23 protein-coding genes and 1 tRNA gene are annotated in these 26,145 nt (G+C 40.4%); 14 read left to right on the forward strand and 10 right to left on the reverse strand.

Translation table 11 applies throughout. The features are described from left to right. Nucleotides 1-82: 82 nt before the first annotated feature. Nucleotides 83-652, reverse strand: coding sequence for an alkyl hydroperoxide reductase subunit C (gene ahpC, locus NE535_RS11630; protein WP_261298810.1), 570 nt, complete (start codon nt 650-652; stop codon nt 83-85). Between the two features lie 239 nt (nt 653-891). Continuing rightward, entirely contained in the window at nt 892-1,635 is a 744-nt protein-coding gene (locus tag NE535_RS11635; protein ID WP_261298811.1) for a spermidine synthase, read from the reverse strand. Nucleotides 1,636-2,000: 365 nt separating this feature from the next. On the opposite strand from NE535_RS11635, the gene NE535_RS11640 reads away from it, so the two are divergent. Continuing rightward, on the forward strand, nt 2,001-2,543 hold the full coding sequence (locus NE535_RS11640; protein ID WP_261298812.1) for a mechanosensitive ion channel domain-containing protein: 543 nt from the start codon (nt 2,001-2,003) through the stop codon (nt 2,541-2,543). A 193-nt stretch (nt 2,544-2,736) separates the two neighbouring features. On the opposite strand, the gene NE535_RS11645 is transcribed toward NE535_RS11640, so the two are convergent. From NE535_RS11645 to NE535_RS11655, 3 genes are all read right to left on the reverse strand, one after another. After that, nucleotides 2,737-3,474, reverse strand: coding sequence for a dienelactone hydrolase family protein (locus NE535_RS11645; protein WP_261298813.1), 738 nt, complete (start codon nt 3,472-3,474; stop codon nt 2,737-2,739). Between the two features lie 59 nt (nt 3,475-3,533). Beyond that, nucleotides 3,534-4,523 (reverse strand): 2-hydroxyacid dehydrogenase, encoded by a 990-nt coding sequence (locus NE535_RS11650; protein WP_261298814.1) that lies wholly within the window; start codon nt 4,521-4,523, stop codon nt 3,534-3,536. A gap of 245 nt (nt 4,524-4,768) precedes the next feature. After that, nucleotides 4,769-6,550 (reverse strand): flavocytochrome c, encoded by a 1,782-nt coding sequence (locus NE535_RS11655; protein WP_261298815.1) that lies wholly within the window; start codon nt 6,548-6,550, stop codon nt 4,769-4,771. A gap of 241 nt (nt 6,551-6,791) precedes the next feature. On the opposite strand from NE535_RS11655, the gene NE535_RS11660 reads away from it, so the two are divergent. The 8 genes from NE535_RS11660 (at nt 6,792) to NE535_RS11690 (ending at nt 15,763) form a co-directional block, all read left to right on the forward strand. Next, on the forward strand, nt 6,792-7,217 hold the full coding sequence (locus tag NE535_RS11660; protein ID WP_261298816.1) for a hypothetical protein: 426 nt from the start codon (nt 6,792-6,794) through the stop codon (nt 7,215-7,217). A gap of 23 nt (nt 7,218-7,240) precedes the next feature. Further along, nucleotides 7,241-7,531, forward strand: a complete 291-nt coding sequence (locus NE535_RS11665; protein WP_261298817.1) for a hypothetical protein — start codon at nt 7,241-7,243, stop codon at nt 7,529-7,531. 76 nt (nt 7,532-7,607) lie between these two features. After that, complete coding sequence (rluA, locus tag NE535_RS11670) at nt 7,608-8,285, forward strand: bifunctional tRNA pseudouridine(32) synthase/23S rRNA pseudouridine(746) synthase RluA (protein ID WP_261298818.1); 678 nt, start codon at nt 7,608-7,610, stop codon at nt 8,283-8,285. Between the two features lie 69 nt (nt 8,286-8,354). Then, nucleotides 8,355-8,816, forward strand: coding sequence for a transcriptional regulator AsnC (gene asnC / locus NE535_RS11675; protein ID WP_188840899.1), 462 nt, complete (start codon nt 8,355-8,357; stop codon nt 8,814-8,816). Nucleotides 8,817-9,052: 236 nt separating this feature from the next. Next, complete coding sequence (locus NE535_RS11680) at nt 9,053-12,679, forward strand: S8 family serine peptidase (protein ID WP_261298819.1); 3,627 nt, start codon at nt 9,053-9,055, stop codon at nt 12,677-12,679. A gap of 542 nt (nt 12,680-13,221) precedes the next feature. Next, a complete protein-coding gene (locus NE535_RS18755) occupies nt 13,222-13,425 on the forward strand; it encodes a DUF1656 domain-containing protein (protein ID WP_371931181.1) in 204 nt (67 codons plus the stop codon). A 72-nt stretch (nt 13,426-13,497) separates the two neighbouring features. Beyond that, nucleotides 13,498-14,367 (forward strand): efflux RND transporter periplasmic adaptor subunit, encoded by an 870-nt coding sequence (locus NE535_RS11685; protein WP_261298820.1) that lies wholly within the window; start codon nt 13,498-13,500, stop codon nt 14,365-14,367. Nucleotides 14,368-14,383: 16 nt separating this feature from the next. Next, the gene (locus NE535_RS11690; RefSeq protein ID WP_261298821.1) at nt 14,384-15,763 is read left to right on the forward strand and encodes an FUSC family protein; all 1,380 of its coding nucleotides are present in this window, start codon (nt 14,384-14,386) and stop codon (nt 15,761-15,763) included. Between the two features lie 121 nt (nt 15,764-15,884). Here NE535_RS11690 and NE535_RS11695 read toward each other — a convergent pair. Next, nucleotides 15,885-15,971: transfer RNA gene (locus NE535_RS11695), tRNA-Leu, on the reverse strand. A gap of 316 nt (nt 15,972-16,287) precedes the next feature. On the opposite strand from NE535_RS11695, the gene NE535_RS11700 reads away from it, so the two are divergent. Next, nucleotides 16,288-16,425 (forward strand): DUF3149 domain-containing protein, encoded by a 138-nt coding sequence (locus tag NE535_RS11700; RefSeq protein WP_188840902.1) that lies wholly within the window; start codon nt 16,288-16,290, stop codon nt 16,423-16,425. Between the two features lie 141 nt (nt 16,426-16,566). Here NE535_RS11700 and NE535_RS11705 read toward each other — a convergent pair whose 3' ends face one another. Continuing rightward, nucleotides 16,567-17,178 carry a superinfection exclusion B family protein gene (locus tag NE535_RS11705; protein ID WP_261298822.1) on the reverse strand — a complete coding sequence of 204 codons (612 nt, stop codon included), beginning with the start codon at nt 17,176-17,178 and terminating at the stop codon, nt 16,567-16,569. A gap of 176 nt (nt 17,179-17,354) precedes the next feature. Here NE535_RS11705 and NE535_RS11710 point away from each other — a divergent pair, with 176 nt between their 5' ends. Continuing rightward, on the forward strand, nt 17,355-18,989 hold the full coding sequence (locus NE535_RS11710) for a sensor histidine kinase (protein WP_261298823.1): 1,635 nt from the start codon (nt 17,355-17,357) through the stop codon (nt 18,987-18,989). Nucleotides 18,990-19,264: 275 nt separating this feature from the next. Here NE535_RS11710 and tcdA read toward each other — a convergent pair whose 3' ends face one another. After that, nucleotides 19,265-20,065 (reverse strand): tRNA cyclic N6-threonylcarbamoyladenosine(37) synthase TcdA, encoded by an 801-nt coding sequence (gene tcdA / locus NE535_RS11715; protein ID WP_261298824.1) that lies wholly within the window; start codon nt 20,063-20,065, stop codon nt 19,265-19,267. A gap of 397 nt (nt 20,066-20,462) precedes the next feature. Here tcdA and NE535_RS11720 point away from each other — a divergent pair, with 397 nt between their 5' ends. Continuing rightward, complete coding sequence (locus NE535_RS11720; protein ID WP_261298825.1) at nt 20,463-21,515, forward strand: porin; 1,053 nt, start codon at nt 20,463-20,465, stop codon at nt 21,513-21,515. A 416-nt stretch (nt 21,516-21,931) separates the two neighbouring features. Then, nucleotides 21,932-22,963, forward strand: a complete 1,032-nt coding sequence (locus NE535_RS11725) for a porin (RefSeq protein WP_261298826.1) — start codon at nt 21,932-21,934, stop codon at nt 22,961-22,963. 104 nt (nt 22,964-23,067) lie between these two features. On the opposite strand, the gene NE535_RS11730 is transcribed toward NE535_RS11725, so the two are convergent. Both NE535_RS11730 and NE535_RS11735 read right to left on the reverse strand, forming a co-directional pair. Further along, entirely contained in the window at nt 23,068-23,727 is a 660-nt protein-coding gene (locus NE535_RS11730; RefSeq protein ID WP_261298827.1) for a thiopurine S-methyltransferase, read from the reverse strand. A gap of 87 nt (nt 23,728-23,814) precedes the next feature. After that, nucleotides 23,815-24,159, reverse strand: a complete 345-nt coding sequence (locus NE535_RS11735) for a hypothetical protein (protein WP_261298828.1) — start codon at nt 24,157-24,159, stop codon at nt 23,815-23,817. Between the two features lie 172 nt (nt 24,160-24,331). On the opposite strand from NE535_RS11735, the gene NE535_RS11740 reads away from it, so the two are divergent. After that, nucleotides 24,332-26,140 (forward strand): protein kinase domain-containing protein, encoded by a 1,809-nt coding sequence (locus tag NE535_RS11740; RefSeq protein WP_261298829.1) that lies wholly within the window; start codon nt 24,332-24,334, stop codon nt 26,138-26,140. The last annotated feature ends 5 nt before the right edge of the window (nt 26,141-26,145 follow it).

Raw genomic sequence — 26,145 nt, forward strand, 5'->3', positions numbered from 1 at the left:
CCGAATAAAGGTGAAGGTTGCCAGTTAATGCAGGGGGGCATTAACTGGCGACATAACGCTTTCTAACAAGAGGAGGTCAGAATTAAATCTTACCCACTAGGTCGATAGAAGGTGCTAATGTTTCTTCACCTGGTTGCCATTTAGCTGGGCAAACTTCACCATCATGGCTAGCAACATATTGCGCAGCTTGGATTTTGCGAACTAATTCTGATGCACTACGACCGATACCTAAGTCGTGAATTTCAGCAACTTTTACTTGGCCTTCAGGGTTAATCACAAACGTACCACGCAGTGCTAAACCATCTTCTTCGATCATCACACCGAAGTTACGTGTGATAGTGCCTGTTGGGTCACCGATCATTGGGTAAGTGATTTTGTTAATAGTGTCTGAACTTGCATGCCAAGCTTTGTGAGTGAAGTGGGTATCAGTTGATACTGAGTAAACTTCTACGCCCATTGCTTGAAGCTTTTCGTAATGGTCAGCCATGTCGCCTAATTCAGTTGGACATACAAAGGTAAAGTCAGCTGGGTAGAAAAATACTACAGACCATTTACCTAATAAATCTTGCTCAGTAACGTCAACAAATGCGCCGTTGTGAAATGCAGTCGCTTTGAATGGCTTGATAGTGCTATTGATAATTGATTGTGACATGATTAACTCCATTGTAATTAACTAAGTGATGTTGTAATGCGGCGTTAAAGTGAGAGTTTGTATTCACTTAAACATTGTGCCGTCATTCGATGGAGTTAGAATACGCTGGTAGCTTAATTATGTATAACGGATAAAAACTATTATCTTAATCGGTTTTTTGATTTAACTGAGTTGGGTTATCGATTTATTCATGCTGCTAAGTAATTGCCTGATTTGTAATAGATAGATTCACCCCGCTATTACTTCCAAGGTTCAAAACGAGTTAACACCCTTGCGACATTCACACCTATGGCCTGACTTAAAGCTTGTTGATTGGCTTTACTGCCCATAGCCGCTAACCCCTGGCTTTGATTGGTGGCAAATACCACCCAATTACCCCCGCCGGTTAAACAAGCTTCGACATGACTAAAATGTTGTTGAAGATGGCTCAATAATGCCGAGTTATTACGATGCTCTTTCCAGCAATTCAGTACTAATATCCCTTCAGATTTAAGTGCTTGATGGCAGTACAGGATAAATTCGGCAGACAATAATTGAGGGTCTACCCCCTTCTCACTGTAGATATCAACAAATAGAATGTCGGTCTTCTTAAAGTCACCCGCCTTAATAAAGTGATTAGCATCCTGGTGAACTAAGGTTAACTTTTTACCTGTTGGCAGTTGAAAAAATCGTTTAGCCGCGTGAATAACTTGCTCACGAATTTCCACTGCAGTGATTTTAATCGCCGCATCATAGTGGCGCAGCGCATGTACTAATGCGCCGCCGCCTAACCCTAAAATCATGACACTTTTAGGCTGTTTAGCCATTAGCACCGTCAACATAGCTTGAACATATGTATGTTGAGGCACATGCGGCTCAGTTTTATCCATTTTACTTTGCTCGTCATTATCACCAAATGATAAAACTCGAAAGTGGCCATCATCAAGTACAAACAGGTCACCAAACTCATCCGTACTGGTATGTAACACTTTATAATCAGACATATAACTCCACATTGTTGTTCAATTATTAACCGAGCGGTTAAGTCTTACTGTTCAGAGGTGTGCTAAAAAGCAGGGTAATCGAATCACGCGAAATGCTGCTTGGCAAATCTAAGTCAAATTCACTTAGCTATAAATAACGTCTTGTTACCCACCTCAGAGCAAATTAGTTGAGCTTTTCTACTGCACATCCTCTAAAAGTAAATAGCACAGCAGCAAGGAACTACTTGTTATAAACGTCGTTCAACGCCTAACAAAAAACATCGCAAGTTCAACAAGATCTAAATTCAGCAAGCCAAAATAATGCAAAGATTGTATTATACCGGATCATATAGAGGTAGTGAGACAGTATTACTTTAGGGCTGGTTATGTTGAATCAAATTGTGATGGTGTTGTTGTATTTAGGCGTATTTATTATCGCTCAACATCAACTGAAAAAGTGGATAAAAACCCAAGCTATTAAAAAGCAGGTTAACGAAGTGCGAAGTCGATTAGTCACCCGACTCATTTCATACTTTATGTTTTTTGTCACCCTATCGGTTATCGCGATTTCATTAGGATTGGGTTATCAAGAAGTATCACTGTTCGTCTCTTCTGCTTTTGCCGTTTTAGGGGTGGCCTTATTTGCCCAATGGTCGATTTTAAGTAACATTACGGCAGGGGTATTGATCTTTTTTGTATTCCCTTACCGCATTGGCGATCGCATAAAAATTGTCGATAAAGATGAAGATATGTCTGGCATCATTGTTGAAATATCGCTGTTTCATATCTTAATTAAACGCGACTCAGGCGACGTGATGACCTATCCAAATAGCTTAATGCTGCAAAAAGGGGTGATTAAACTGTCAAATGACAATGTTGCGAAGAAAAAGCCCACCAGCAAACGGATTATTCCAAAACGCTTAAAGTAACCATGAATGATTTACACCTAACAGAAAAGGCGCATTACGCGCCTTTTCTGTTAAGCAGATGTCGTCAGGATTGGCTGGCTCCAATCATGCGTTTATCTTAATGCCCCAGCCATAATAAGCAGAGGTAAATAAACGTAGGTGAACTCTCAACCGCGAATGTAATGCTTACCTGTACTAGCATCCGAGGTGGGTGCTAATTCAATATACGTTGGAAAAAGGCCACTGATTGCAGATACATTTGTAATGCTAACGCAGGATCGTAACGATCGCCTTCATCGCGCATAAATGCATGTTGAGCATTCACTTCTAACCAACTGAAATTAGCATTCACATGTTCCAACTGTTGGTATATCTGCTTACGACCTGCAGCTGACACATGGGGATCTTGTTTGCCAAATACCATCACTAATTCACCTTTAATGTCCCCTGCACGGCTCAATGAATCATTTTGCGGTTTACAAGGTAAAGTGTTTGAATGGATATCGGTGGCATATAAACAAAATGCCCCTTTAATATCTGGGTTTAAAGCGGCTCTAAATGCAAGATGACCACCAATACACACCCCCATAGCGCCGACTTTATCGGTGCAGTAAGATTGTGAACGAGCAAAATCAATCAAGGCCTGGGTGTCACTATCATGCTGTTCTAATGGCTTAGCAAACTTGTCCTGATTACCTTTATCTTTGCCTGCTTCATCATAAGCCAGTACCGTGCCTATTGGATTAAGCTCATGAAATACTTCAGGCACGAGTACCACAAAACCATGCCCCGCCAAAATTGCAGCTGCTCGGGCAATGGGCGCGGTTAATTGAAAAATTTCAGAGTAAAAAATGACACTGGCAAATTGACCGGCTTGTTCTGGACGAAAGACCGTAGTGCGCATAGTGCCTGTTGGCGTGGCAATATCATGTACTTGAGTTGAAATAATCATAGTGTCTCTTGCAAAAAAATGGAGCCCGTAGGCTCCAATTTATCAATATTCAATGCAAGTTAACACAGCTCATTACCCGATTTTTCACCTAACGCCAGTGCTTGAACATTATTCAAGGTCGTTAAGGCTATCGCATTTAACGCTTCTTCGGTTAAAAATGCCTGGTGCCCAGTGAAAATCACATTGTGACAAGCCGATAATCGACGGAAGACATCATCTTGAATGATCTCACTTGATTTATCTTCAAAAAATAGCCCTTTTTCATTTTCGTAGACATCTAATCCTAACGAACCTAATTGGCCTTCTTTGAGCGCTTCCATGGCATCGATAGCATTAAGTAAACCACCCCGACTCGTGTTAATGACCATCACACCTGCTTTCATTTTATTAAAACTTTGCTGGTTTAATAAGTGATGGTTCTCTGCGGTTAAAGGGCAATGTAAACTGATGATGTCACAAACAGGGTAAATTTCATCTAAGCTGACATATTCAACGCCAAGCTCAAGCACTAATGGGTTTGGATAAGGATCATAGGCTAATACTTTACAGCCAAAACCTTGAAGTATCTTAATGGTTGCTAAACCGATTTTACCGGTACCAATAATACCCACGGTTTTACCAAACATGTTAAAGCCGACTAAACCTGCTAAAGCAAAGTTAGCATCACGAGTACGTTGGTAAGCTTTATGAATTTTACGATTAAGCGTCAACATCAATGCCACGCTATGCTCAGCCACTGACTCTGGTGAATAAGCTGGCACATTCACAACTTGGATACCTAATTTTTTCGCTGCCACTAAATCAACGTTGTTAAAACCCGCACAACGCATGGCAATCACTTTAGTACCACCTTTGGCAAGTTCAACTAACACTTCTTCACATAATGAGTCGTTTACAAAGGCACAGACCACTTCAAAGCCTTCAGCAAGCTTGACGTTTTGCATGCACAAGCGATAGTCAAAATATTCTATTTGGGCATTAAAGGCTTCGTTGGTGCGATCGAAATGACGAATGTCATACGGTTTTGCGCTAAAAAATCCAATTCTCATAGCATGTCCTACATTCAAAAGGCTTAACAACTTAGGGCGCTTTCCCCTGAGTTGCCAGCAAAATTAATTCTGCCTCTAGTGTATGCGAATAGGTCTTTTTTGTCGTTAACAGTCGTCATTTAACAAATGTAAATGTGATCCAGCATTGCTTCCTTTACCTTAATCCTCCTATAAAAAAGCGAGCCCATGTCTGGGCTCGCTTGCGGATATTGGTTTAAAATCAAAGTGACTGTAACGCCCTTGGGTTAATTTTCTTTGGCATACTTAGCGGCTTGCTCACCAGCAATGCGTCCGAAGGTAACAATGTCTGAAATCGCGTTACCACCTAGACGGTTAGCACCGTGAACACCACCGGTAATTTCGCCCGCAGCGAACATACCTGGAATATTTTTACCATTTTTACCTTTGACTTCCGCTTTAGTGTCAATTGCTACGCCGCCCATGGTGTGATGTACCGCTGGTGCAACTTCAATCGCATAATACGGAGCTGTTGTTAACTGTCTTGGTAAATCAGGGCGTTCGAACTGTGCATCCTTACCGTTTTTCACAAATTCATTATAAGACGCTAATGTCTTTGTTAATTCAGGTGCAGGCATGCTTAACTTTTTAGCCAGTTCGTCTAAGGTTTTACCTTCATTAACAATATGTAAATGAATGTAGCCTTCAATCTTACTTAAGCTCTTACGCACTGAATCATCGAACAACAAGTAAGCACTTTCGCCTTTTTGTGCCAAAATGGCTGCAGAAGCTTTGTCACGAGTGGTGATTTCATTGACGAAACGTTTACCTTCACGGTTGACTAATATCGCGCCGTTACCACGTACCGCTTCCGTTACCATTACCCCGCCAACAGGAGAGTAAGTTGGATGCGCTTGAACATATTCAAGATCTTTGGTTGCGGCCCCGGCAAGTTCTGCCACATCTAAACCGTCACCTGTAGCGCCTGGGTGGTTAGTCGCTTTAAAGCCTTTTAAGCTTGGATCGTACTTGGCAACTCGGTCGTTGTTCTTAGCAAAACCACCTGTGGCAATGACAACTGCATCGGTATTTATCAGGTAATAACCTGTGTAGGTCCCTTTTACTAATACACCAGTCACCTTGCCAGATGCATCTTCGATAATACGAACCACTCGGCTATTCAATCTGATATCGGTATCTTTACTGACCGCTGCATCCCAAAGCACTTGCGCAACATGAGCACCAACACCTGCTCCGCCCGTAGGACGGTGACTACGGTTAACACTTGCGCCGCCCATACGGCCAACGTCGGTTAAATCTGCACCTAATGCCGTTAACCAATCCACTGAGTCTGATGAATTATTAGCAAGCACTTTGACTAATTCTGGATCATTAATGTTACGACCACCTTTCATGGTGTCATCTATCATGATTTGTTTTTTATCTTCAATCTTTAATTTAGCCTGTGCTTTAGTTTCTGCGGCGTTCATGCCGCCTGCGGCTAACTTAGTATTACCGCCTGGGACAGGCTCTTTTTCTAATAGAATAACCTTAGCGCCACTATTACGCGCAGCTACTGCCGCGGCTAAACCGGCACCACCAGAACCAATGACCACTACATCGGTAGTTTCTTTAGCGCCTTTGGCAATGGCTTGATCTTGGGCATCTTTGTCTGCATTTACAGGCACAAACTCACGTTCCCATTTACCAGCAAAAGGCATTTGATAGTCAAAGCTATGGCAAGAATCACAATAAGTGACTGACTTTTCATGTCCAGAGTGACAGCTAGTACAACTGATATCACCAATGAGGTGCGATTGATGCGGCGACACAATCCCTTCTCTTTCGGTTTCAGCCACTTCCTTCAATGTGCCATGACAGCTGGTACATTGCGCATTTTCGTAAGTTAAATTATCGTCAGTTGGTCCCTTTTTATTGACATGACAAGTATCACAACTGCCCATTTCACCATGAAAGTCGGCTAAATTTTCGGGTGTGGCATAAGCGGCTGTGCTAAGGGCACCTGATATCAGCAGCGCCAGCAACGATTTTGTTGAGTTTGTTAACATATGTTTTCCCCTACCTAACGGTATTAATCTTAGTAGTAACATAACACCCTCTAAAGAGGTAGATTGGTAACAAGATCACACAAACATAACCTTACTTATAAAGTGGTTATAATTGTGTTCTAACGCACTCATTAGCAAAGATGCATATTGATACACCTCTAAAAATGTAACTTGCTTAGTGTTTATTTCTATCGCTGTTGCTAACATAAGGTCATGGTTTATATAAGCAGTTAATAACTAAATGAGCAAAAACAACACTGAGCAGTCACCGCTATCAGAGACACGATTTTGGTTTGAGCGTTTAACCAAGACAGGGCTAAGGGCCCTACATATCATCGGCGTTGTTGGTGCAGGTGGAGGAATTTTATTACATGTGGATAAAAATGCCTGGCTGACTTATTGGATCATGGCCATGTTAACGGGCATATTGCTTATGGCATGGGAAATTATTCGGGATTGGCGTTGGCTTATCCAATTAAAAGGCGTGCTCACTTTAGCCAAAGTAGGGTTATTGTTTTTACTGGTGCCATTTTCGAATTGGCAAGTTGAGATAATAACCGCGCTGGTGTTGTTATCGGTTATAGTTTCTCATGGACCCGCTGGATTACGTCATTATTCCGTGGTGCATAGAAAGGTTATCCATGGTAAAAAAGAGATTAAAGGTTAGTCTTTTACAATCAAGGACACAGGATGTTCCCTTATCCAGAGCAATACCGTACAGCTACGCCACCAATTACCACAGCATTTATGGTTTTTTGGGCAATACTAAGCCACAGCATTTTTGCTGATGCTAGTCCATTTGCACTTTATCCATTAATGATGTTGTTTCCATTTGTGATTGTATTTCACGGCTATTTGATTTGGTTGGCACAGGGTATGAGTCGACTCGATCAATGTTTTTACGCGCTGGTTCATATTCCATTAGCATTTGTGGTCTGGACCTTTACCATTATGCATGTCAATGGCAATGCTTTTTCTTAACTCGCTACTTTATATAAGCTTGCATCTACATAAGTGAATCAGTATCTTTGCCGTCCACCTGCAATAGAGACCTGTTATGGCCAATTTTATCTATCATCCAGCTACCGATCCTTGGTTAGATATCATCCATCAAGATAAAGATATTATTGTGATAAACAAACCTTCTGGTTTGTTATCGGTTCCAGGAAGAGAAGCCCAATACCATGACAGCGTATTTACGCGTGTATTGCGCGATCACCCCAATGCACAAATCGTTCACCGACTTGATATGGCAACGTCCGGTATTATTGTACTTGCCTTACGGAAAAATGCTGAACGGGAGTTAAAGCGTCAATTTCGAGATAGAGAAACCCATAAAGTCTATTTTGCGCGCATTGCAGGTTATATGAAACAGTCTATGGTCCGAGTTGATCTACCGCTAATTTGTGACTGGCCGAATCGGCCTAAACAGAAAGTGGATCATGTTATTGGTAAAGCCTCAACCACACTAGTTGAAGTCATAAGCTACGCCAAACGTTCAACCTTAGTAAAATTAACTCCCATAACGGGTCGATCGCATCAGCTTAGAGTGCATATGATGGCGCTTGGTCATCCCATTTTAGGCGATGGCTTTTATGCCGACCCTCTGGCAAAAAGCTTAGCACCAAGATTACTGCTGCATGCCGCAGAATTGTCTATTAAGCACCCTTATTCTGCCACGCCAATGACGTTCGATACCTTACCATCATTTATCGAGCCCACAAACGAACAGTAATTTTAATAGTAATAGTTTAATAAAAGACGTAAATTAGTAACCAATTGAATAGATATTAGGTACTTTACTGTGGATAGCTCATTTCAACGAGACCAGCTTGATAACCAAATTTTATCGGCGCTGATGGAAGATGCCCGTACCCCATTTGCTGAACTCGCTAAGCGTTTTTCTGTTAGTGCAGGCACCATTCATGTGCGTGTAGAAAAAATGAAACAGGCAGGCATAATTACCGGTGCACAAATCAGTGTCAATCCCAAAGCATTGGGTTATGACGTTTGCTGTTTTATCGGAATTAATTTAAAAAGTGCAGGTGACTATCCTGCGGCTATTGCAAAACTAAACGCCTTAGATGAAGTCGTAGAAGCTTATTATACGACGGGTAATTACTCTATTTTTGTAAAGGTTATGTGCCAGTCTATTGATGGGTTGCAACATGTGCTAATAAACCGCATCCAATCGATTGACGAAATACAATCCACCGAAACGCTGATTAGTCTGCAAAACCCTATCGTAAGGGCAGTTAAACCTTAGAGCAAATCATTATAAGTTAGAAAGAGCAGCATGAAGTTCTGTAAAAAATAAAAGCATAGTTTTTTCATCTGCGTTATTACATTTGTTGCCTTGTTGTGATAAAAATGTTCATTGCACACCACGCGTGCAACAAAAGCATTATAAAAACATTACAATTGCACCCCGCGACCTATCTGCAGTTTTTCGATGATTGCAGTAATCATTTTGAGGGTGTCTTGAAAAACAAGGAAGACGTTGTGAAGACAAAACTATCACTCGCTATTTCAGCGGCACTAATATCAGGCGCATGTTTCGCAGGCGCTGCAGATAAGTACAATACAACTAATCAAACCAATAATGAGTATGCTGGTATTCAAGCGACCAAATTGGAAAAAAGTCAGAATACTCCTTCTGCTTGGATGATAAAGCTAACATCTCAATCAGTTTCTCAGCAAAATAGACTCTCAAATACTGATTTTTCTGCCGCGTTAAACAATGTTCAACAATCTCAAGCAAAAGTATTGAGTGCTATTAGCCAGTTAGATGCCAATGTCCAAGTTGTGGGCAAAACATCAAAATTGGTCAATGCTATTCTTGTTAAAGCAGACAAAAACACGCTTACAAGTTTATTATCAAATCCTGATGTTGCAGACATTTTACCCATTTATGATTACCAACTTGATGTTGCTGATAGTGCCGATTACGTGACAGCGACCCCAGTAATTGAAGCGGGCATTGCAACAGGTAAAGGCCAACGTGTTGCGGTTTTAGATACTGGCGTTGACTACACGCACAAAGCTTTAGGTGGTAGCGGTGATGTTGCTGATTATAACGCAGCTGTAGCTGCTCAAGCAGAAATGCCTAACTGGCCACAAGGTAAAGTAATTGGCGGTTACGATTTCATGAATAATGATCCTAACCCAATTGATGTCAATACTAACCATGGTACCCATGTAAGCCATTCAGTCGTTGGTATTGCACCAGACGTGGAATTGTTTGTTTATTCTGTATGTAACTCAGGCTGCCCTGGATTAGCGCAATTAAACGCACTAGAAGCCGCAATGGATCCAAATGATGATGGTGATATTTCAGACCGTGTTGACACGGTAAACATGTCTTTAGGCGGTGACTTTGGTGATACCAAAGGTGGCGCAGTTCAAGAGCTAATCGATGAAATGGTTGAGCTTGGTGTTAACTTAGTTATTTCTGCAGGTAACGATGGCGCTACACCATTTGTTGTCGGCGGTCCAAGTACTTCAAACAATGCACTATCTGTAGGCGCTATGACTCACCCTACAACTAAAGTAGGCAAGTTAGACGCAACTGCTGCAGGTGTTGAATTAGCAGCTTTTAGTGCTGGTTTTAACAAAAGCAATGTATTTGAATTTAACCACACCAATGCACCTTTAGTATTACCAACCTCAAACTTCAATGGTTGCGCTGCCTTTACTGAAGATTTTACCGGTAAAGCGGTAATCATTGACCGTGGCGCTTGTGGATTTACCTCAAAAGTATTAAACGCTCAAAAGCAAGGTGCATCATTTGTTATTGTTGCAAACAATAAACCTGATGATGGGGCATTTAATATGGGTGGTAGCGATGCTGCCGTTACCATTCCTTCGGTGATGATTTCAAAAGAAGAAGGCGATGCAATCAAAGCTGAGCTTGCAAATGGTGTAGTTGAATACTCTATTACGTCAACTGAAGTATTAACTGCAGGTGCTATTGCAACATTTACATCACGCGGCCCTTCAATTGCTGGTACATTGAAGCCTGAAATTACCGCTCCAGGTACTGCAATTATGACTGCACACCCAGGTTTAGGTGATGGTTTAACTCCAATTAGCGGAACATCTTTCTCAAGCCCAATTACAGCAGGCGCAATGAGTATCGTTAAGGAAGCCCTTCCTGAGCGCAATGGCTTTGAAATTAAAGCCACTATGATGAACTCAGCTAACTTAGATGTTACTGCAGAACCTCGTGGTTTAAATCCAGATGCTGAACTTGCACCTATTAGTTATATCGGTGCGGGTCTTGTTGATGTTCAAAAAGCAATTAACTTACCTGTTGCAGCTTGGAACAAAGATACCATGCAGGCAGCCTTAGCATTTGGTTTAGTTTCGTTAACCGAAGTGACTACGATGACTAAAACCATCACGGTTAAAAACTTCTCAAGCGACAACAAAACCTATTCATTAATGGCTGAACAACGCTTTATGAATGATAAAGATTCTGGCGCGGTTTCATTTACCTTACCTGATTCTGTAAGCATCCCAGCTGGTCAAGTTAAGTCATTTGACGTAACTGTCACTATTGACCCTTCAAAATTACCAGAATGGACACTCACGTCTTCATATGAATTAGATGGTACAGCGGCTGAAGCTTCTGATGCGTTAACCTTATCAGAATATGATGGCGCTATTAAGTTTATGGATGGTGAAACCGATGCATTGCATGTGGTTTATCATATCCTACCAAAAGCGGCAGCGGCAGCATCAGTTGTGACTGAAGTGACTGAAGATGGCATTGTAAGAACATTCACCAATACTGGTGCAACTGCGATTACAGCTCCATTTAGTGCACCTTTAATCGCAACAAGTAAAAAAGATATGTCATTGCGTCACGACCTATTAAATGCTTCTGCTGAACTTGCTGGTAGCGGATCTTGTGGTGCGGGTATTGCTATTTACAATACTTTCCAAATGCGTGACCCAATTGCTCATGCGTTAGTTGCAAGCTACAACGTAGATTATGATGTTAACAATGATGGTGTATGGGATTACACATCTAAAACCGTAAATCTACAATGGTTTAATGATGACTACCCGCGCTCTTTATATGGTTTTGTAACAACTTATGGTACTTCAAGCGGTTCTTTACAACCTGCATACCATGTTACAGGTAATGATTTCTTAACCACTAAAGCGTGTTTTGAAGATTTAGGGCTTGATCAAACCAATCTAGGCGAATCAATTAGCGTTCGTTTCCGTGTAGAAGAAAGTGATTGGGCACCGGTATCTACAGGTACAGGTGATGAAGTAGTAACCTCTTTAAGTTTAGTTGCTCCAGATGCTTCAGCAGGTTTAGTTGATGCTGAAGGCAATGATGTTACTGAACTTAAGCCGGGCGAAAGCGCAATGCTAATCAGCTCAGTTGGTGATAACTCAATGGGTTATATGCTGTTATCTGAAGATGGCTCAATGTCAGTTGTTGCCAACACTACAGATGAAGGCAACTCTGCACCAGTAGCTGAAGATTTAGTTGTCTACGTTGATAAAGGTGCTGAGGCAGGTCTAGTATTAGGCCAAGTTGTTGCAACTGACGCAGATATGCTAACCAGCCCAATATCAGAGTTTATTGTTACTAGCTCTGATTCAAACATGATAGCTATCGACAGTAAAGGTGTTGTCTCACTAAGCGAATCAGCTGTAATTGACCAACAAACAGAAACAATGACTGCTTCTGTTGTCGTAATGGATACCATGGGCAACCGCTCTGAACCTGTTACGGTTTCAGTAATGGTTAACAATACTGTTCCTACAGTTGCACCTACAGGGATGACAAGCACAGAGAACTTTGTTGTTACAGCAAAAGCAAATGGTAAAGATGCTGATGGTGACAAGTTAACTTATACTTGGACTCAAACTTCAGGTACAGCTGTTACATTCGCAAATGGTGGCCCAAGCATTAACTTCACAGCGCCTGCTGGTGATCATGTGTTGAAATTCTCTGTAGTTGCGTCAGATGGTCGTGCTGAAAGTGCCCCAGGTGTTGCTACTGTTACAGTGAATGCTAAAGTAGAGCAAAGCTCTGGTGGTGGTTCAATGGGCTGGTTAACAGCACTATTACTACCTTTAGCTGCATTACGTCGTCGTAAGCACTAAACCCAAACGTTAATTCGTAAAAATAAAACCAGTTGCTTAGGCAACTGGTTTTTTATTTAAAGCTTATAATAACTCTGAAACACCAGCACAGCAGCACAGCAGCACAGCAGCACAGCAGCACAGCAGCACAGCAGCACAGCAGCACAGCAGCACAGCAGCACAGCAGCACAGCAGCACAGCAATAACGTAAAAGGTTCATCCGAAAAACACTAACAACTTGGCAGCACATCAACTTATCGCATTTACTCCACACAAAATAATCAACTAAAGCATTGAAACCTTTACCCATCCCCTCGACTACCTCCATTTAGACGATTCGGCCTCTCTGACTAAAAACAGCAACAACGAGATTTAATTAACTGAACTCAAGTATTTATGACTAGAGCAATCGTTATGTAGGGTTTGATACATCATATGCGATTCATGAATTGCAAGCTTACCCGTTAAAGTAAGCTTATCGGATACTTAGGCGACTGTAACTAAGCTGCAAGTTCCAGTTTTAAACATCATCCATCAAATATTAATTTATAAACGGTAACGCTATGCCTCATGAAATAACATTTGGAGAAATATATGGGCCACCACTGCTTGTGGTCATCCCTCTCGCTTATTTACTTATGCTAATTGCGAGCAAAATATTGACTAAAATGGGCTGCTATAAATGGATAGCTTTACCTGCTGTTTTTGAATTGAGTTTAGTCGCCATCTTTACGGTAGCCATTGGCCAATTTATTACAATTGTATAGCTGACGACTCACGTAAAACAAAATAAATCAATTTAAATCAATTAGATAAAAACAGATAAAGGACATGGCGTCATGTTTCGATACTTAATCACCACTATCATTGCCTCTGTTGCTATTGTGGGTATTTATACTCAATATCAACTTTACTCAGAAAACCCATGGACGCGTGACGGCCAAGTACGTGCACACATCATTCAAATTACCCCTCGAGTAACCGGGCCTGTTGTAAACGTTAATATTGACGACAACAGCCGTGTTAAAAAAGGCGATTTGTTGTTTGAAATTGAACCTAGCCTTTATAAAGCTGCACTTAACAATGCCCTAGCAAAACAGCGTCAAGCCCAAGCATTATTAGCTAAAGCCATCAATGAAAACAATCGTGCAACTGCTCTTGAAAAACGCAAACTAGGCTCGGTATCTGTATTGGATTTAAATAATTTTGAAAATGCCGTGCAAACCGCAAAAGCCAATCTTGCTTCAGCAGAAGCTTTAGTTGAAGAAGCACAGTTAAACGTTAATTTCACAAAAGTGTTTGCGCCAACAGACGGTTTCATCACTAACCTAAATTTACGTGAAGGGGCTCAAGTTGTAGCAAATTCACCTGTGGTGGCGCTTATTGATGAAAATAGCTTTTGGATTGAAGGATTTTTCAAGGAAACAGATTTACAAGGCGTTATTGCGGGCGATAAAGCAATCGTCACATTAATGATGAACTCTGACGAGCCAATCAATGCCAAGGTAGACAGTATCGGCTACGGCATTGCAAAAAGTGATGGCAGCACTGGTAATACTTTACTTCCTAACGTGAATCCTAATTTTCAATGGATACGATTAGCACAGCGACTTCCGGTAAAATTAACCTTAGAAAACATTTCTGATGATGTTCAATTAAGAGAAGGTACTACTGCATCAATCAAAATAATCAAAACCACTACCCTTTAATTAGCAGATCAGAAGCATGCTTTCTTATTCAACCAAAAATGCCATAAAGGTTGCCCTAAGTTTTACCTTAACCATTGCTCTGTCATTGTATTTTGGTTGGGAAAAACCTTACTGGGCGGCCGTTACCATTATTGCAATGGCTGCCAACGAGACCTATAGCCACTCGATAAAGTTAGCAAGAGATCGTCTACTGGGCACCTTGTTCGGCGCTATCTTGGCATTGCTAATGATTAGCTTTTTATCCCAAGAGCGCTTTTTGTTTATCAGCGTTTATATTGTTATCGCTGGGATTGCCACCTACATGGCTTTTAATCTGAAGTATGGCTATATATTCAGAATGGCTTTTGTGGTCTGCTCGCTAATTAGTGCTATTGGCAGTTTTAATGATATAACAACGTTCGATATGATCACGCTAAGACTGGAAGAAAACGTCTTAGGAGTCATAGTATATTCATTGGTATTTCGTTTTATCTGGCCAAATAGCACTGAACAATACTTCTTTGATTTATTCAATAAAGTGTTAGCCAACTTAGAACAAACATGCGCAAAATTAACCGCAACTATGACTCAGGAAGAGTTAACAAGAATCACATCAGACCTTGAAAATACCATTCAGCAGGTCGCCAAAATGAAGTCGATAATTGACTTACCAATGAACGGGAGTTATCAACTCAAGTATCAGCAAAACAAATGGAAAACTGCAACCATAGCCAGTTATGACATCGCTATATCGCTGAAACAAATCATAACGGCTAGATCTGAAGTAAATTGCCAAAATACGGACTCGCAAAATGAATTAACTGTGATCAAACAACAGATTTCGCATCTTAAAGATGCGAATAGAAATGATCAAAATCTAACAGGAATATTGACAAAAAATAGCTGGAAGGATTTAGACAAACTAACACCCAAAGTATCTAAAAAGTCACGTTTGATAGATGCGGCGGTTGTTATGGTGATGATAGCCACTTTCTTTTGCCTATGGATTTATATTCCATTATTGGGTGGATATCTGTTCCCATTATTGGCAGCTATTTTCTCTGTGACAATAATGACGATGCCAAAAGGACTAATGAAATCAATCGTATTTGGTACCATAACCCTAAGTGCAATTATTCTGGCTGAATTTGTGTTTATCATGCCGTTTTTTACCGAACTATGGCAACTAGGCTTATTTTATTTCATCAATATCTTTGCGATCTGGAGGATATTTGCAGCGCCCCAATATGCACTTTATAAACTATTAGGTGGAAATTTTTTAGTCATATTAACCATGAGTGCATTGCGTCTAACGCCAACTTATACCATTGATACGTCATTGAATTTGTTAATTCAGATGTTTTTAATACTGGGTATTATTCACTTCTTCGAAAAGTTATCTAGCCCTTTGCATTAGTGTTTAAATCGGGGGCTAAGTTATAAACTGTGATAATGAATGGAAGAATATCAATTTGATATTTTGCAGGCACAAAAAAACCGACTAAATGTCGGTTTCGTGTTCTCTTTGAATAGAGAAGTGGTACCAGTGGTCGGACTCGAACCGACACGCTTTTAAAGGCGGGGGATTTTGAATCCCCTGTGTATACCAATTTCACCACACTGGCACAATCACATAATTGAACAGTATCAATCAAGTGACGGGAATTATACCCATGCTTATGACAATGGCAAGCCCTTTAACCAGACTTTACCAACAAAAAATATCAAGCGCTTAAATTCCAATCGTATCTTTCCCCTCAAAGGCGCCAATTATCACAATTCTGCTTTCAGACAAGTATCACTTCCATACAAATGTAACAGTGATCACATTTAAACCACATCTATACCCATTTATAGGCAGGAACATTGATCGAGATCAGTTTTGTTCATTTAATTCAGCATTATGATAACTAGGACTTCACAATTACAAGGAATTTTATCATGGCATTTTGGTTAGATTTAATGTTCGGTAACCCAATTGGTTTACTCTCAATGATTGTCATTTTCAGTACTTTGGGAATTATTTCTTACTTAATGTGGATGTTCGTTGTGAAGTCAGCACCGGGCAATAATGAGTAATTTGCTTGCTGCGTAGTCTTTGTTCTTAGTTTTTTAATTGCTGTTTTTCAAGTAAAACTGAACCATTTCAGGGGCTAATTTAGCCCCTTTTTTCTTGCTCATTTGATATAAAATTCAACGTTGATCAGTCTAAAATCCTCATTAAGCGGCATGTTTACGCGGTTGAACTAATCCACTGATAAAATGGGGTCTGGCCTTAAGTAAGTGTGACAGTTCTTCTTGAGTTGGCTCCCCTGCTGGTAAGCGCAGCACATCACGGTTTAAGTAAATTCTCGCCGCCATCGAAATCTTATACTCAGCGGTAGGTCCTTGAATGGCGTAATGACGCTCGTTACCCAATTTTTCCAGAATATTAGTATGCAATAAACTTTTTACCGCTAACTCATTTTGCGGTAATGCTAATATTGTTGCACCTTGAAGGAAAAACTCTCTTAATAGTGCGCGTTCTGCAGGATCAAGTAACTTTACTTTCGCTTCAATGGTTTCAACGGTGCGTTTTTGGCGTAAATATTGAATTGATTCATCAGCAACAAAGCTAACGAGTTGGCTTAAAAAGTATGCTGCACCAACGATTAACCCAAACCCGATAATAAAACTATATTGGGTTACGACCTCAGCTAAAGCCAATTTTTCTAATAAGGCTTTCGGGGAAAATAACAATGCCAAACATGCAATGACCAACCACAACATCACACTCATAAAAGTGCGCTTTGCATTGCTTAAGCTAATCGCTTTTATCATCACTTCTTTCATATACCACCCACAGTGTCAGAATTTTGAACGCCTACGGTGTTAAAGCAAAAGTAATGCCACATTGATATATAAAAACAATTAAAATTGAGCATTAAACTTCGAGATTAAAGGTGGCTTAAAACGTTTTTATGCACTAACTTATTTATATAAGCACTTAGAATAATTAAATAAATGCCATGCTAAGATTTTCAGGACAACTATTAACTAGCCCTATTGGTCGCAAGCTAATGCTTTCGATTGTGCTTTTTAGTTCTCTCATCACTCTGCTTACCACTGTTTATCAGCTATTCAATGACTACAATGGCGATGTCAGCCGAATTGACCGAGCATTCTCAAGCATTGAAAAAGTAAACTTAGAAGTACTCGCTGCCAGTATTTGGGTTATCGATGAGCGATTAATCAACACTCAGATAGACGGTTTAAGTCAATTACCTGACATTACCTATATTTCCATCAAAGACGATAGCGGCCAAGAATGGCAAGCCGGTAAATACCAACAAACCTCCACGATTGAAAAGCAATTCGATCTTATTTATACCAATTCTAGCGATATAAAAGTGGGTACTTTGTATGTTCAAGCTGACTTAAACATTATTTACGACCGACTCTATGACAAAGCCATTTTAATTTTACTGTCCAATGCGATAAAAACTTTTTTAGTGGCAGGTTTCATTCTTTTCTTGGTATGGCTGAATATTACCCAACACCTATTAAAGCTCAGTCAATATTGCGACCGGATTAGCCTAGAAAAGCCATTCGAACCATTGCAATTTGCTCATAAAGACAAAGATGAATTTGCTTTAGTTGCTAATGCGATCAACACCATGCAGCAACAAGTTCGAGCATCATTTGCTGATGTGCAAGAATCTAAAAATGCCCTACAAAATGCATTAGAAGATCGCGAACGCTTACTAAAGCTAGAACGTAGTTACAAAGACGAGTTAGCAAGACAGGTTAAAGAGCAAACTAAAGAGTTAGAGCAATCTTTACTGATCCTAAAGCGCGCGCAGCAAGTGTTAGTTGAGCAAGAAAAAATGGCCGCTCTTGGTGGTTTAGTATCAGGTTTAGCCCATGAAATTAACACCCCTATCGGCATTTGCCTCACAGCGGCAAGCTCCCAGTTGTCGCATGTTGAAGATCTCATTAAGCTTATTCACAGTGAACACGCTACATTAGAAGAAATAAATCGAATACTGGAAGAATACCAACAAAGTTGTCAACTGATTGTTAACAACATAACCCGTGCCAGCACCTTAATTCAAAAATTCAAAACCGTCGCTGCTGAACAACGACATGAAAAAAATACTCAATTTAATCTCAAACAGCAACTCGAAGACATTGTTGACTCCACACAGATTATGTTTTCACCACAGCACGTTGATATCAAGATGAATGTTGATGCTGAGTTAGAGGTAAATAGTAACCTTAATTTGCTCAATCAAATTATCGGTAACATTATTTCAAATGCTTACACCCATGCTTTTAGAGGAATAGAAGATAGTCGGATATTCATAAATGCCTGTATTGATAATGATATGATAAACATTGAAATTCAAAACAATGGTTTAAGCATTCCCAAAGAAGTGGCCGATCATATGTTCGAACCTTTTTTTACTACTACCCGTAACAAAGGTGGGATTGGGTTAGGATTGGCGGCCGCCTTTAATGCAGCGACACTGATCCAGGGAAGTATTCGTTTTGAGCCACTTTCTCCTTTAGGTGGGCCTATGTTTATTGTCAGTTTCCCCTATACTTTGCACCCACTATTAAATGATGACAGCGTTTTTATTGATGACGGTAATGTCGATTAATCACCGAGCCATTGATTAACCAAGCAATTGATTAACCAAGCCATTGATTAACCAAGCCATTGATTAACCAAGCAACGCGACTCACTTTTAAAACCTTAAGCCAGGTAAGAAACAAGATTGACACAAGATTCAATCATATGACTGACAGCCAAGGTTTACACTGATAACAAAGCAAGTTTACTTGCCAGTAATGAGTCTATTGCGAGTGAATCAAAGGCTGCGAGTGGTGCAACAGGCTGTTTGATTTGCATTCGTTAGCGAATTAAAGTTAGTGACTATTTGGCTGCTAACTTTGCTAACACTCTACTTGCTGCCATAAAGCCAAAGGTGCCAGTGACCATAGTGACAGCGCCAAAACCCGAAGCACAATCCATTCTCATACTTCCCTCTGCTGTCGCTTTTGTCGCACATACACTACCATCGGCTTGCGGATAAACTAAATGCTGAGTAGAAAACACGGCATCTACAGCAAAGCGTCGTTGAACATTTTTACTAAATCCATATTCTTTGCGCAAAATACTCCGTACTTTTGCCAACAATGGATCTTGTACTGTTTTTGCTAAATCGGTTACTTGAATTTGACTAGGATCTGTTTGGCCACCAGCACCACCAATCGTCACCAGCGGTAATTTATTCCGTTTACAGTGGGCAATTAACGCTGCTTTTTGTTTAACCGCATCAATACAATCAACCACGTAACTAATGGTTTTATGTTGAGGATCTTGGCGGGGGAAATAATCATTGAGGTTATCTAAAGTAACAAAGTCTTCAATCTCATTAACTTTACATTCAGGATTAATAGCCAAAATACGTTGCGCCATTACTTCAACTTTTGACCGTCCAATTGTGTCTGCAGTAGCATGAATTTGACGATTGGTATTAGTGACACAAATATCATCTAAATCGATAAGAGTCATTTGCCCAATGCCGCTTCTAGCTAGCGATTCAGCGGCCCATGTTCCTACACCACCGATCCCCACAATAACAACATGTGCTTCAGCAAAGGTATTCAATGCCGCTTGTCCATACAAACGCCCAATACCCGCAAATCGATTTACATATGCTTCTGACAACATCTTGATACCCTAAAAATAGCTCATTTTTTCCAGTCGCCTATTTTAACTGACTCATCAGTAAAGCTAAATGCTCAAGGTTTATAAATCGGCGATAACCGTCCGCTAAAAACCTCGCTAGTCAAAGAAACCTTAGTAAATAAGATTACCCAAAGGTTATCAATTAGCAAAAAAACTGAGTTGCATTGCAATACTTTAGTAAAACGACCGTTGCGCGCCAGTTAATATATACCACCTAATTTATTGAAAAATATATATTTTTTAAATAAAGCGCACTTTTGCTAAAACTTTTATGTCAGACTGATGTCGCTTAAAAATATCCGCTAGTGCTGATATAGCCCTGGTAATTATAGGTCTTCAGACCATCTAATAATCACTACCTTTATAAAGGAAGATGAAAATGAAAAAAAACCTAATCACGAGTGCAATCCTTTCATGTGCCGCGTTAACCTCTTTTAGTGCACTCGCTTCAGGTCCTCAATTTTATGGCCGCGCTGATTTAGCATTCACCAATTCAGACTTAGGTGTTGCAACCCAGAACCAAAAAGACGGAACCATCATTGAAAATAATTTTTCATGGTTGGGCGTAAAGGGTTCTGAAAAAATTAACGATGACGTTGAAATTCTTTACCAAATGGAATTCGGCGTATCTAACTTTGATAATTCAGGTAACACTTTTGCCGCGCGTAATAGCTTTATTGGTGTAAAAACCGTTGCGGGTACTGCATTAGTTGGTCGTAACGACACGGTATTCAAATCTGCAGAAGGTGGTTTTGATTTATTCGGCAATACCAACTCAGATATTGACTTACTAGTTGCTGGCCAAAACCGTGAAGCGGATGGCATCAGTTATTACTCACCAAAACTTGCTGATTTAGTCACTTTAAACGCAACTTACCTGATGGATGATAACCATGTTGATGCAAAAGGTAACAAGATTTCTGCTGATTCTATGTATGCCCTTAGTGCAACATTAGGTGATAAGGCCTTAAAATCACATAATTTCTATGCTGCAGCAGCCTATCAAGATGGTATCAGCAACATCGAAGCATACCGTGGTGTTGTTCAGGGTAAATTTGGTAACTTCATTGTGGGTGGTCTATACCAACACAGCGAAAGCAACGATGCCGATTTAGAACACCTAAAAGGTAATAGCTATATTATCAACGGTGCGTACCTAATGGGTGATTGGAAATTTAAAGCATCTTTCGGTCATGATGATTCAGGTTTAGGCAAATATGTCAGCCGTTTTGTTGGTCAAAACAATGACAATCTAGCCAATGTTAACGATGTTGATTTAAAACAATTCAGCGTAGGCGCAGACTACCGTTTAAGCAAAAATACGTTAGTGTACGGTCATTACACTAAATATGATGGCGATATGCTAGTTGATACATTCAGCGCAGATCTTAACGATGATATCGTTACTGTTGGTCTTCGTCTTGATTTCTAAAGACTAAACCTTCTTGATTAAAGCGGCCAAGTTGGCCGCTTTTTTTATATCTGTATCTAACTGGAGAGCCGTACTGACCTGGCACACAAACTGCTATTTAGCTAGCGTACATTTATCACAATCTACCCCATTTTGAATGCTACCTCGACGATACAGAATGTTATTTTAACAATCACAGCCTGAATAGTAGAAAATGCTATCAAGGTGTTAATAATGGCAACAAATGATCTAACCGGTCACATTTAGGCGTTAATTCTTAACTCAAGATTAAAAAATTTGATCTATACCACAATTTGTCATCTTCAAAACTGTAAAATCCCATACTAGATTGTTACATAGTCGTTTACGGCATAAGTCAATATTAAAACCATTCTTAAAATGGAATCATAGAACATCTTGTTCTGGGAGTATGAAAGATGAAAAAAACCTTACTATCTGCATCAGTGGCATCAATACTAGCAATCACCTCATTTGGTGCACTTGCTGACGGCCCTGACTTTTATGGTCGCTTAGAGCTTGCTGTAACTACTACCGATACAGGCGCAACCTTACAGAGCGGCACCAATGGTGTTACTGTAGGCGAAAGTGGTACTTATTTTGAAAACAACTTTTCAAACGTGGGTGTGAAAGGTGCCGAAAAGATTGCTGATGGTGTTGAAGTTTTATACCAAATGGAATTCCAAGTAGAAAACACCTCTGGTTCTGGTGATACTTTTAAAGCTCGTAATACTTTCTTAGGCTTAAAAACTGCTGCAGGTTCACTTTTAGTGGGTCGTAATGACACAGTATTCAAGCAAGCTGAAGGTGGTGTAGACGTATTTGGTAACACTAACGCTGACGTAGACCGTTTGGTTAGTGGTCAAACTCGTAGTGCAGATGGTGTTTGGTACTACTCACCAGTTATTGCTGACTTACTTACCTTAAATGCAACATACTTAATGGAAGATAATCAAGATTCTGATGATTCTCAATATGCATTAAGCGTTACATTAGGTGACAAAGCACTAGCTAAGCATAGCTACTATTTAGCGGGAGCTTACAATAAAGCTATCGGTGGTGTTGATGCATACCGCGCTGTAGGTCAAGTTAAGTTAGGCGACTTTAAAATTGGTGGTTTATTCCAAAACTCAGAAAGCGTAACTAATAGTGACATCGACGGGAACACTTACTTTGTTAATGCTGTTTACAACATAAATGGTGTAAACTTAAAAGTAGAGTATGGTCAAGATGAAGCTGGCTTTGGTAAGTACTACAAATCATTAGGTCAAGCAGGTGCTGATGATATCAACGTACAAAATATCACTCTTGGTGCTGACTATCGTATCGCTAAATCAACCTTAGTATTTGCTCACTATGCAATGTACGAAGGTGACTTTACAGATGCCAACGTTAAAACTGATTTAAAAGATGACAACGTATTCTCTGTGGGCGTACGTTACGACTTCTAATCTTATTAAAGATTAAAGCATTTAGGCGACCTATTGGTCGCCTTTTTATTGGTACATTTTGGGGGTGAGTTAAACCTATAAGGGTAACTATATCTTTGCAATCGCTATACTTTACGAGTCAATCGATAAGCCGCTTCGTTTAACCAAGGTACTTGCTTATTTACAAAACGCGGATTTTCAGCCAACACATCTTCACAACACAGCAATGTGACCTCAAAATACGGTGCTAAATATTGTTCAATCCACTCTTGGCTGACCGCAAATGGTGGCCCTTTTAAGGTATCTTGCGGATAATCTAAGGTAATCAGCAGTCCAGACACATTGGCAGGAATCAGCTTTGCTAAGGTGGTGGCATATTGCTGACGCATAGTTTCAGGCCAGGCAATTAATGCAGCTCGATCGTAAAAGCCCCTAATATCGGCAGTCTCACTAAGGTCAATGGTAAAGATATCCCCTTGAATAAGCTCAATTTGATCAGCGCTAAAAAATTGGTGTTGATGTTTAGACTCTACTTGAAAAGGTAGCTGGTTTTCTTCAAAAAACTGCTCAATGGCGGTTTGGCTGAGTTCACAACCTTGCACCTGATGCCCTTGCTCAGCCAAATAACACATGTCTAACGATTTGCCACATAGCGGAACGAAAATTTTACTGTTTGCAGCCATGCCTAATTCAGGCCAAAATCGAATTAAAAAAGGATTCACTTGCGGCTGGTGAAAGCCAATCTGTTGCATCTGCCATTTTTCATGCCAAAACTGAGGGTCCATCTTTGTTTCTCCAGCGAATAAATTTGCTGGCTCACTTTATAAGCTTGAATCAACAGAAGCAACTTAATCATCTTGCTATTCGTTTAACTACTCCCCTTTCAGGGTTAGCTGGACTTTACGTAACCAGACACAATTTTCACACTGGCAATTTCGACGTGATAAATGGTGCGGCGACAAACTCGAATCAACAAAATCAACCGCAACTAGAATTTGCTGCTTCAAATCTTCTATAGACTTCTCCTCCATGGCGACCATTTCATCATTATGATTAATCCACACACACTCTTCTCCCTGATGGCAGGTAACGCATTGCTCATCTGAAGAGTTAAAAAATACGGCATGGGGACAATGAGTCACTTCCATCGACTTCAAAATACGTGTTCGAGGAAAGTCAAATAGTTGAATTAAATCTGCTTTTTTGATATTTGACATAAGTGTCTCCCTGTAAAAGCTTTGATTGAATCTACCTTAATCTTACCGATTACATGTGTTAACTAAATTGATACACATCAAGGTTTACTTAACCAATAAAATTAGTTAGGAAGCCCTTGAAGTCAAAGCCAGATAAGGATTAAATAACTGAAGCACATTAAGGGGATATCATTTGCAAACGCCGCAATTACAGCAGTTTTATATTAACGAAGAACAGTCGATTTATTTGCTCAAAGCCAATGATGCTCGCAAGCATAAAGCGTGGGTACGCTTATGTAAGCAACAGCTTAGTAAACTAGGTTATTGTGAAATCGAATTTATTGGTAAAGGTGCTTACGGCTTTGTGTTTGCTGGAATAAACAGTGTCGGTGAATCCCATGTGTTTAAGTTTTCACGCTTAACCTTACCGCAAAATATTCAAGACAGGCTGGAAGAAGAAGCCTACATGCTCAGTTTAGTTAAACATCCCAATGTACCTGCAGCCATTAAGTTTGAGCGCGTAGGCAAGCAAGGCATTTTGGTAATGGAGCGCGCCAAGGGAGAAGATTTAGATAAAATATGCCAGCGAATGGGTGCTTTGCCAGCATCGATGATTGTCAGTATTGCTCGGCAATTGGCTAATATTTTGTACTACTTACGTAAAGGCAAGCCTTTGGTTCATGGTGATATTAAGCCATCTAATTTGGTTTATGATATCGAAACCGACCGACTATCATTAATCGATTGGGGCTCGGCGGTTTTTGCCCAGCGTGACGAATACGATCGACCCGTGGATGACAATGTCATGTCACTAATGTCTAGCGATCAGCATCAAACCAATGCTCGTATGGGCGATGTTTACTTTATTGGAGATGCGCAGCTTAATGGTGCATTGTCATCGGCTCGATTTGATGAGCAAGGCGTTGCGGGAACATTATATGCTTTAGCTTCAGGGCAAAGCAGCCGTTTTGGAACTAAAATCATTCCCGCCACCAGCATAGGCTTACCCATTGAATTGGCAAAAACCTTAGATGGAATGTTAAGCGACGATCCCGATTTACGCTGTCGTGCCGGTGATTACTTTTTAAAAAGTATGCGCCATAGTCATCGAATGCACTTACCTGCCATCAGCTATCTTCCGACTAAATCTGACATTCCTGTTTGGGTTCAACCTCGGACCAGAGCCATTGAAACCGTCAGCTATAGCTCTCGTAAATCGTTTCTAAAAGAACACAATGATCACGACCCCATCGCTGACATCGACGATGTGCAAGTTGATAAGTATTACCGAAACTTTATGGTGGGCATGGCAGACACAGAAAAAGGCTTTATTGCCGCCGTAGGCCGGCTTGCGCAATATCCTATTGTCGGAGGGTTGGCGATACATTGGCAATCGACAGGTGTTTATATTGATTCAAATTTAGCCACTTATGACCCCTCTCAAAAAGCGGCGCTTATCGTAGCGGTCAATAACATGGTTACTATGGCCAGGGGAATAAAACGCATTGGGGTATTTAAGGCGTGCTTTTTTAATGCCAAAGACACATTACATATCGAGCGTAGTAGTCCTGATATGCCGTTTGAAGTCGGCGGTGAAATGCAGCTACCATTTGAAGTTGGCGATGTTCCCTCTTTAGAGGATAAATCACGATTACATTCTTATTTTGAAGATGGTAAAGATCCAGAAGAAAACCTCGAACTTCCGGCAGAAATCATGACCGAATTAGGCTGGTTAAATCAAATACATCATACAGGTTGTATTATCTTTGAAGCCTTACCAACACACTTAAAAATTCACAGTTATTTACGCTTACTTAACCCGCGCAAACAAGCTGCGTTTAGAGCTAGCCTTGACAGAATCATTGCCAACGCAAGCAAAATCCAAGGCCATGGGATCAGTGGATTTATGAAATTACCCTATAAAAACACCCGCCAGTTTTCTCATTTAGAAAGAAAACCAGATCTGTTTTACCCTAAAAACCCCAAACAACAAGCAAAATAAAACCG

Origin of the sequence: Shewanella holmiensis (assembly GCF_025370255.1) — a bacterium.
Lineage (GTDB): Bacteria > Pseudomonadota > Gammaproteobacteria > Enterobacterales > Shewanellaceae > Shewanella > Shewanella holmiensis.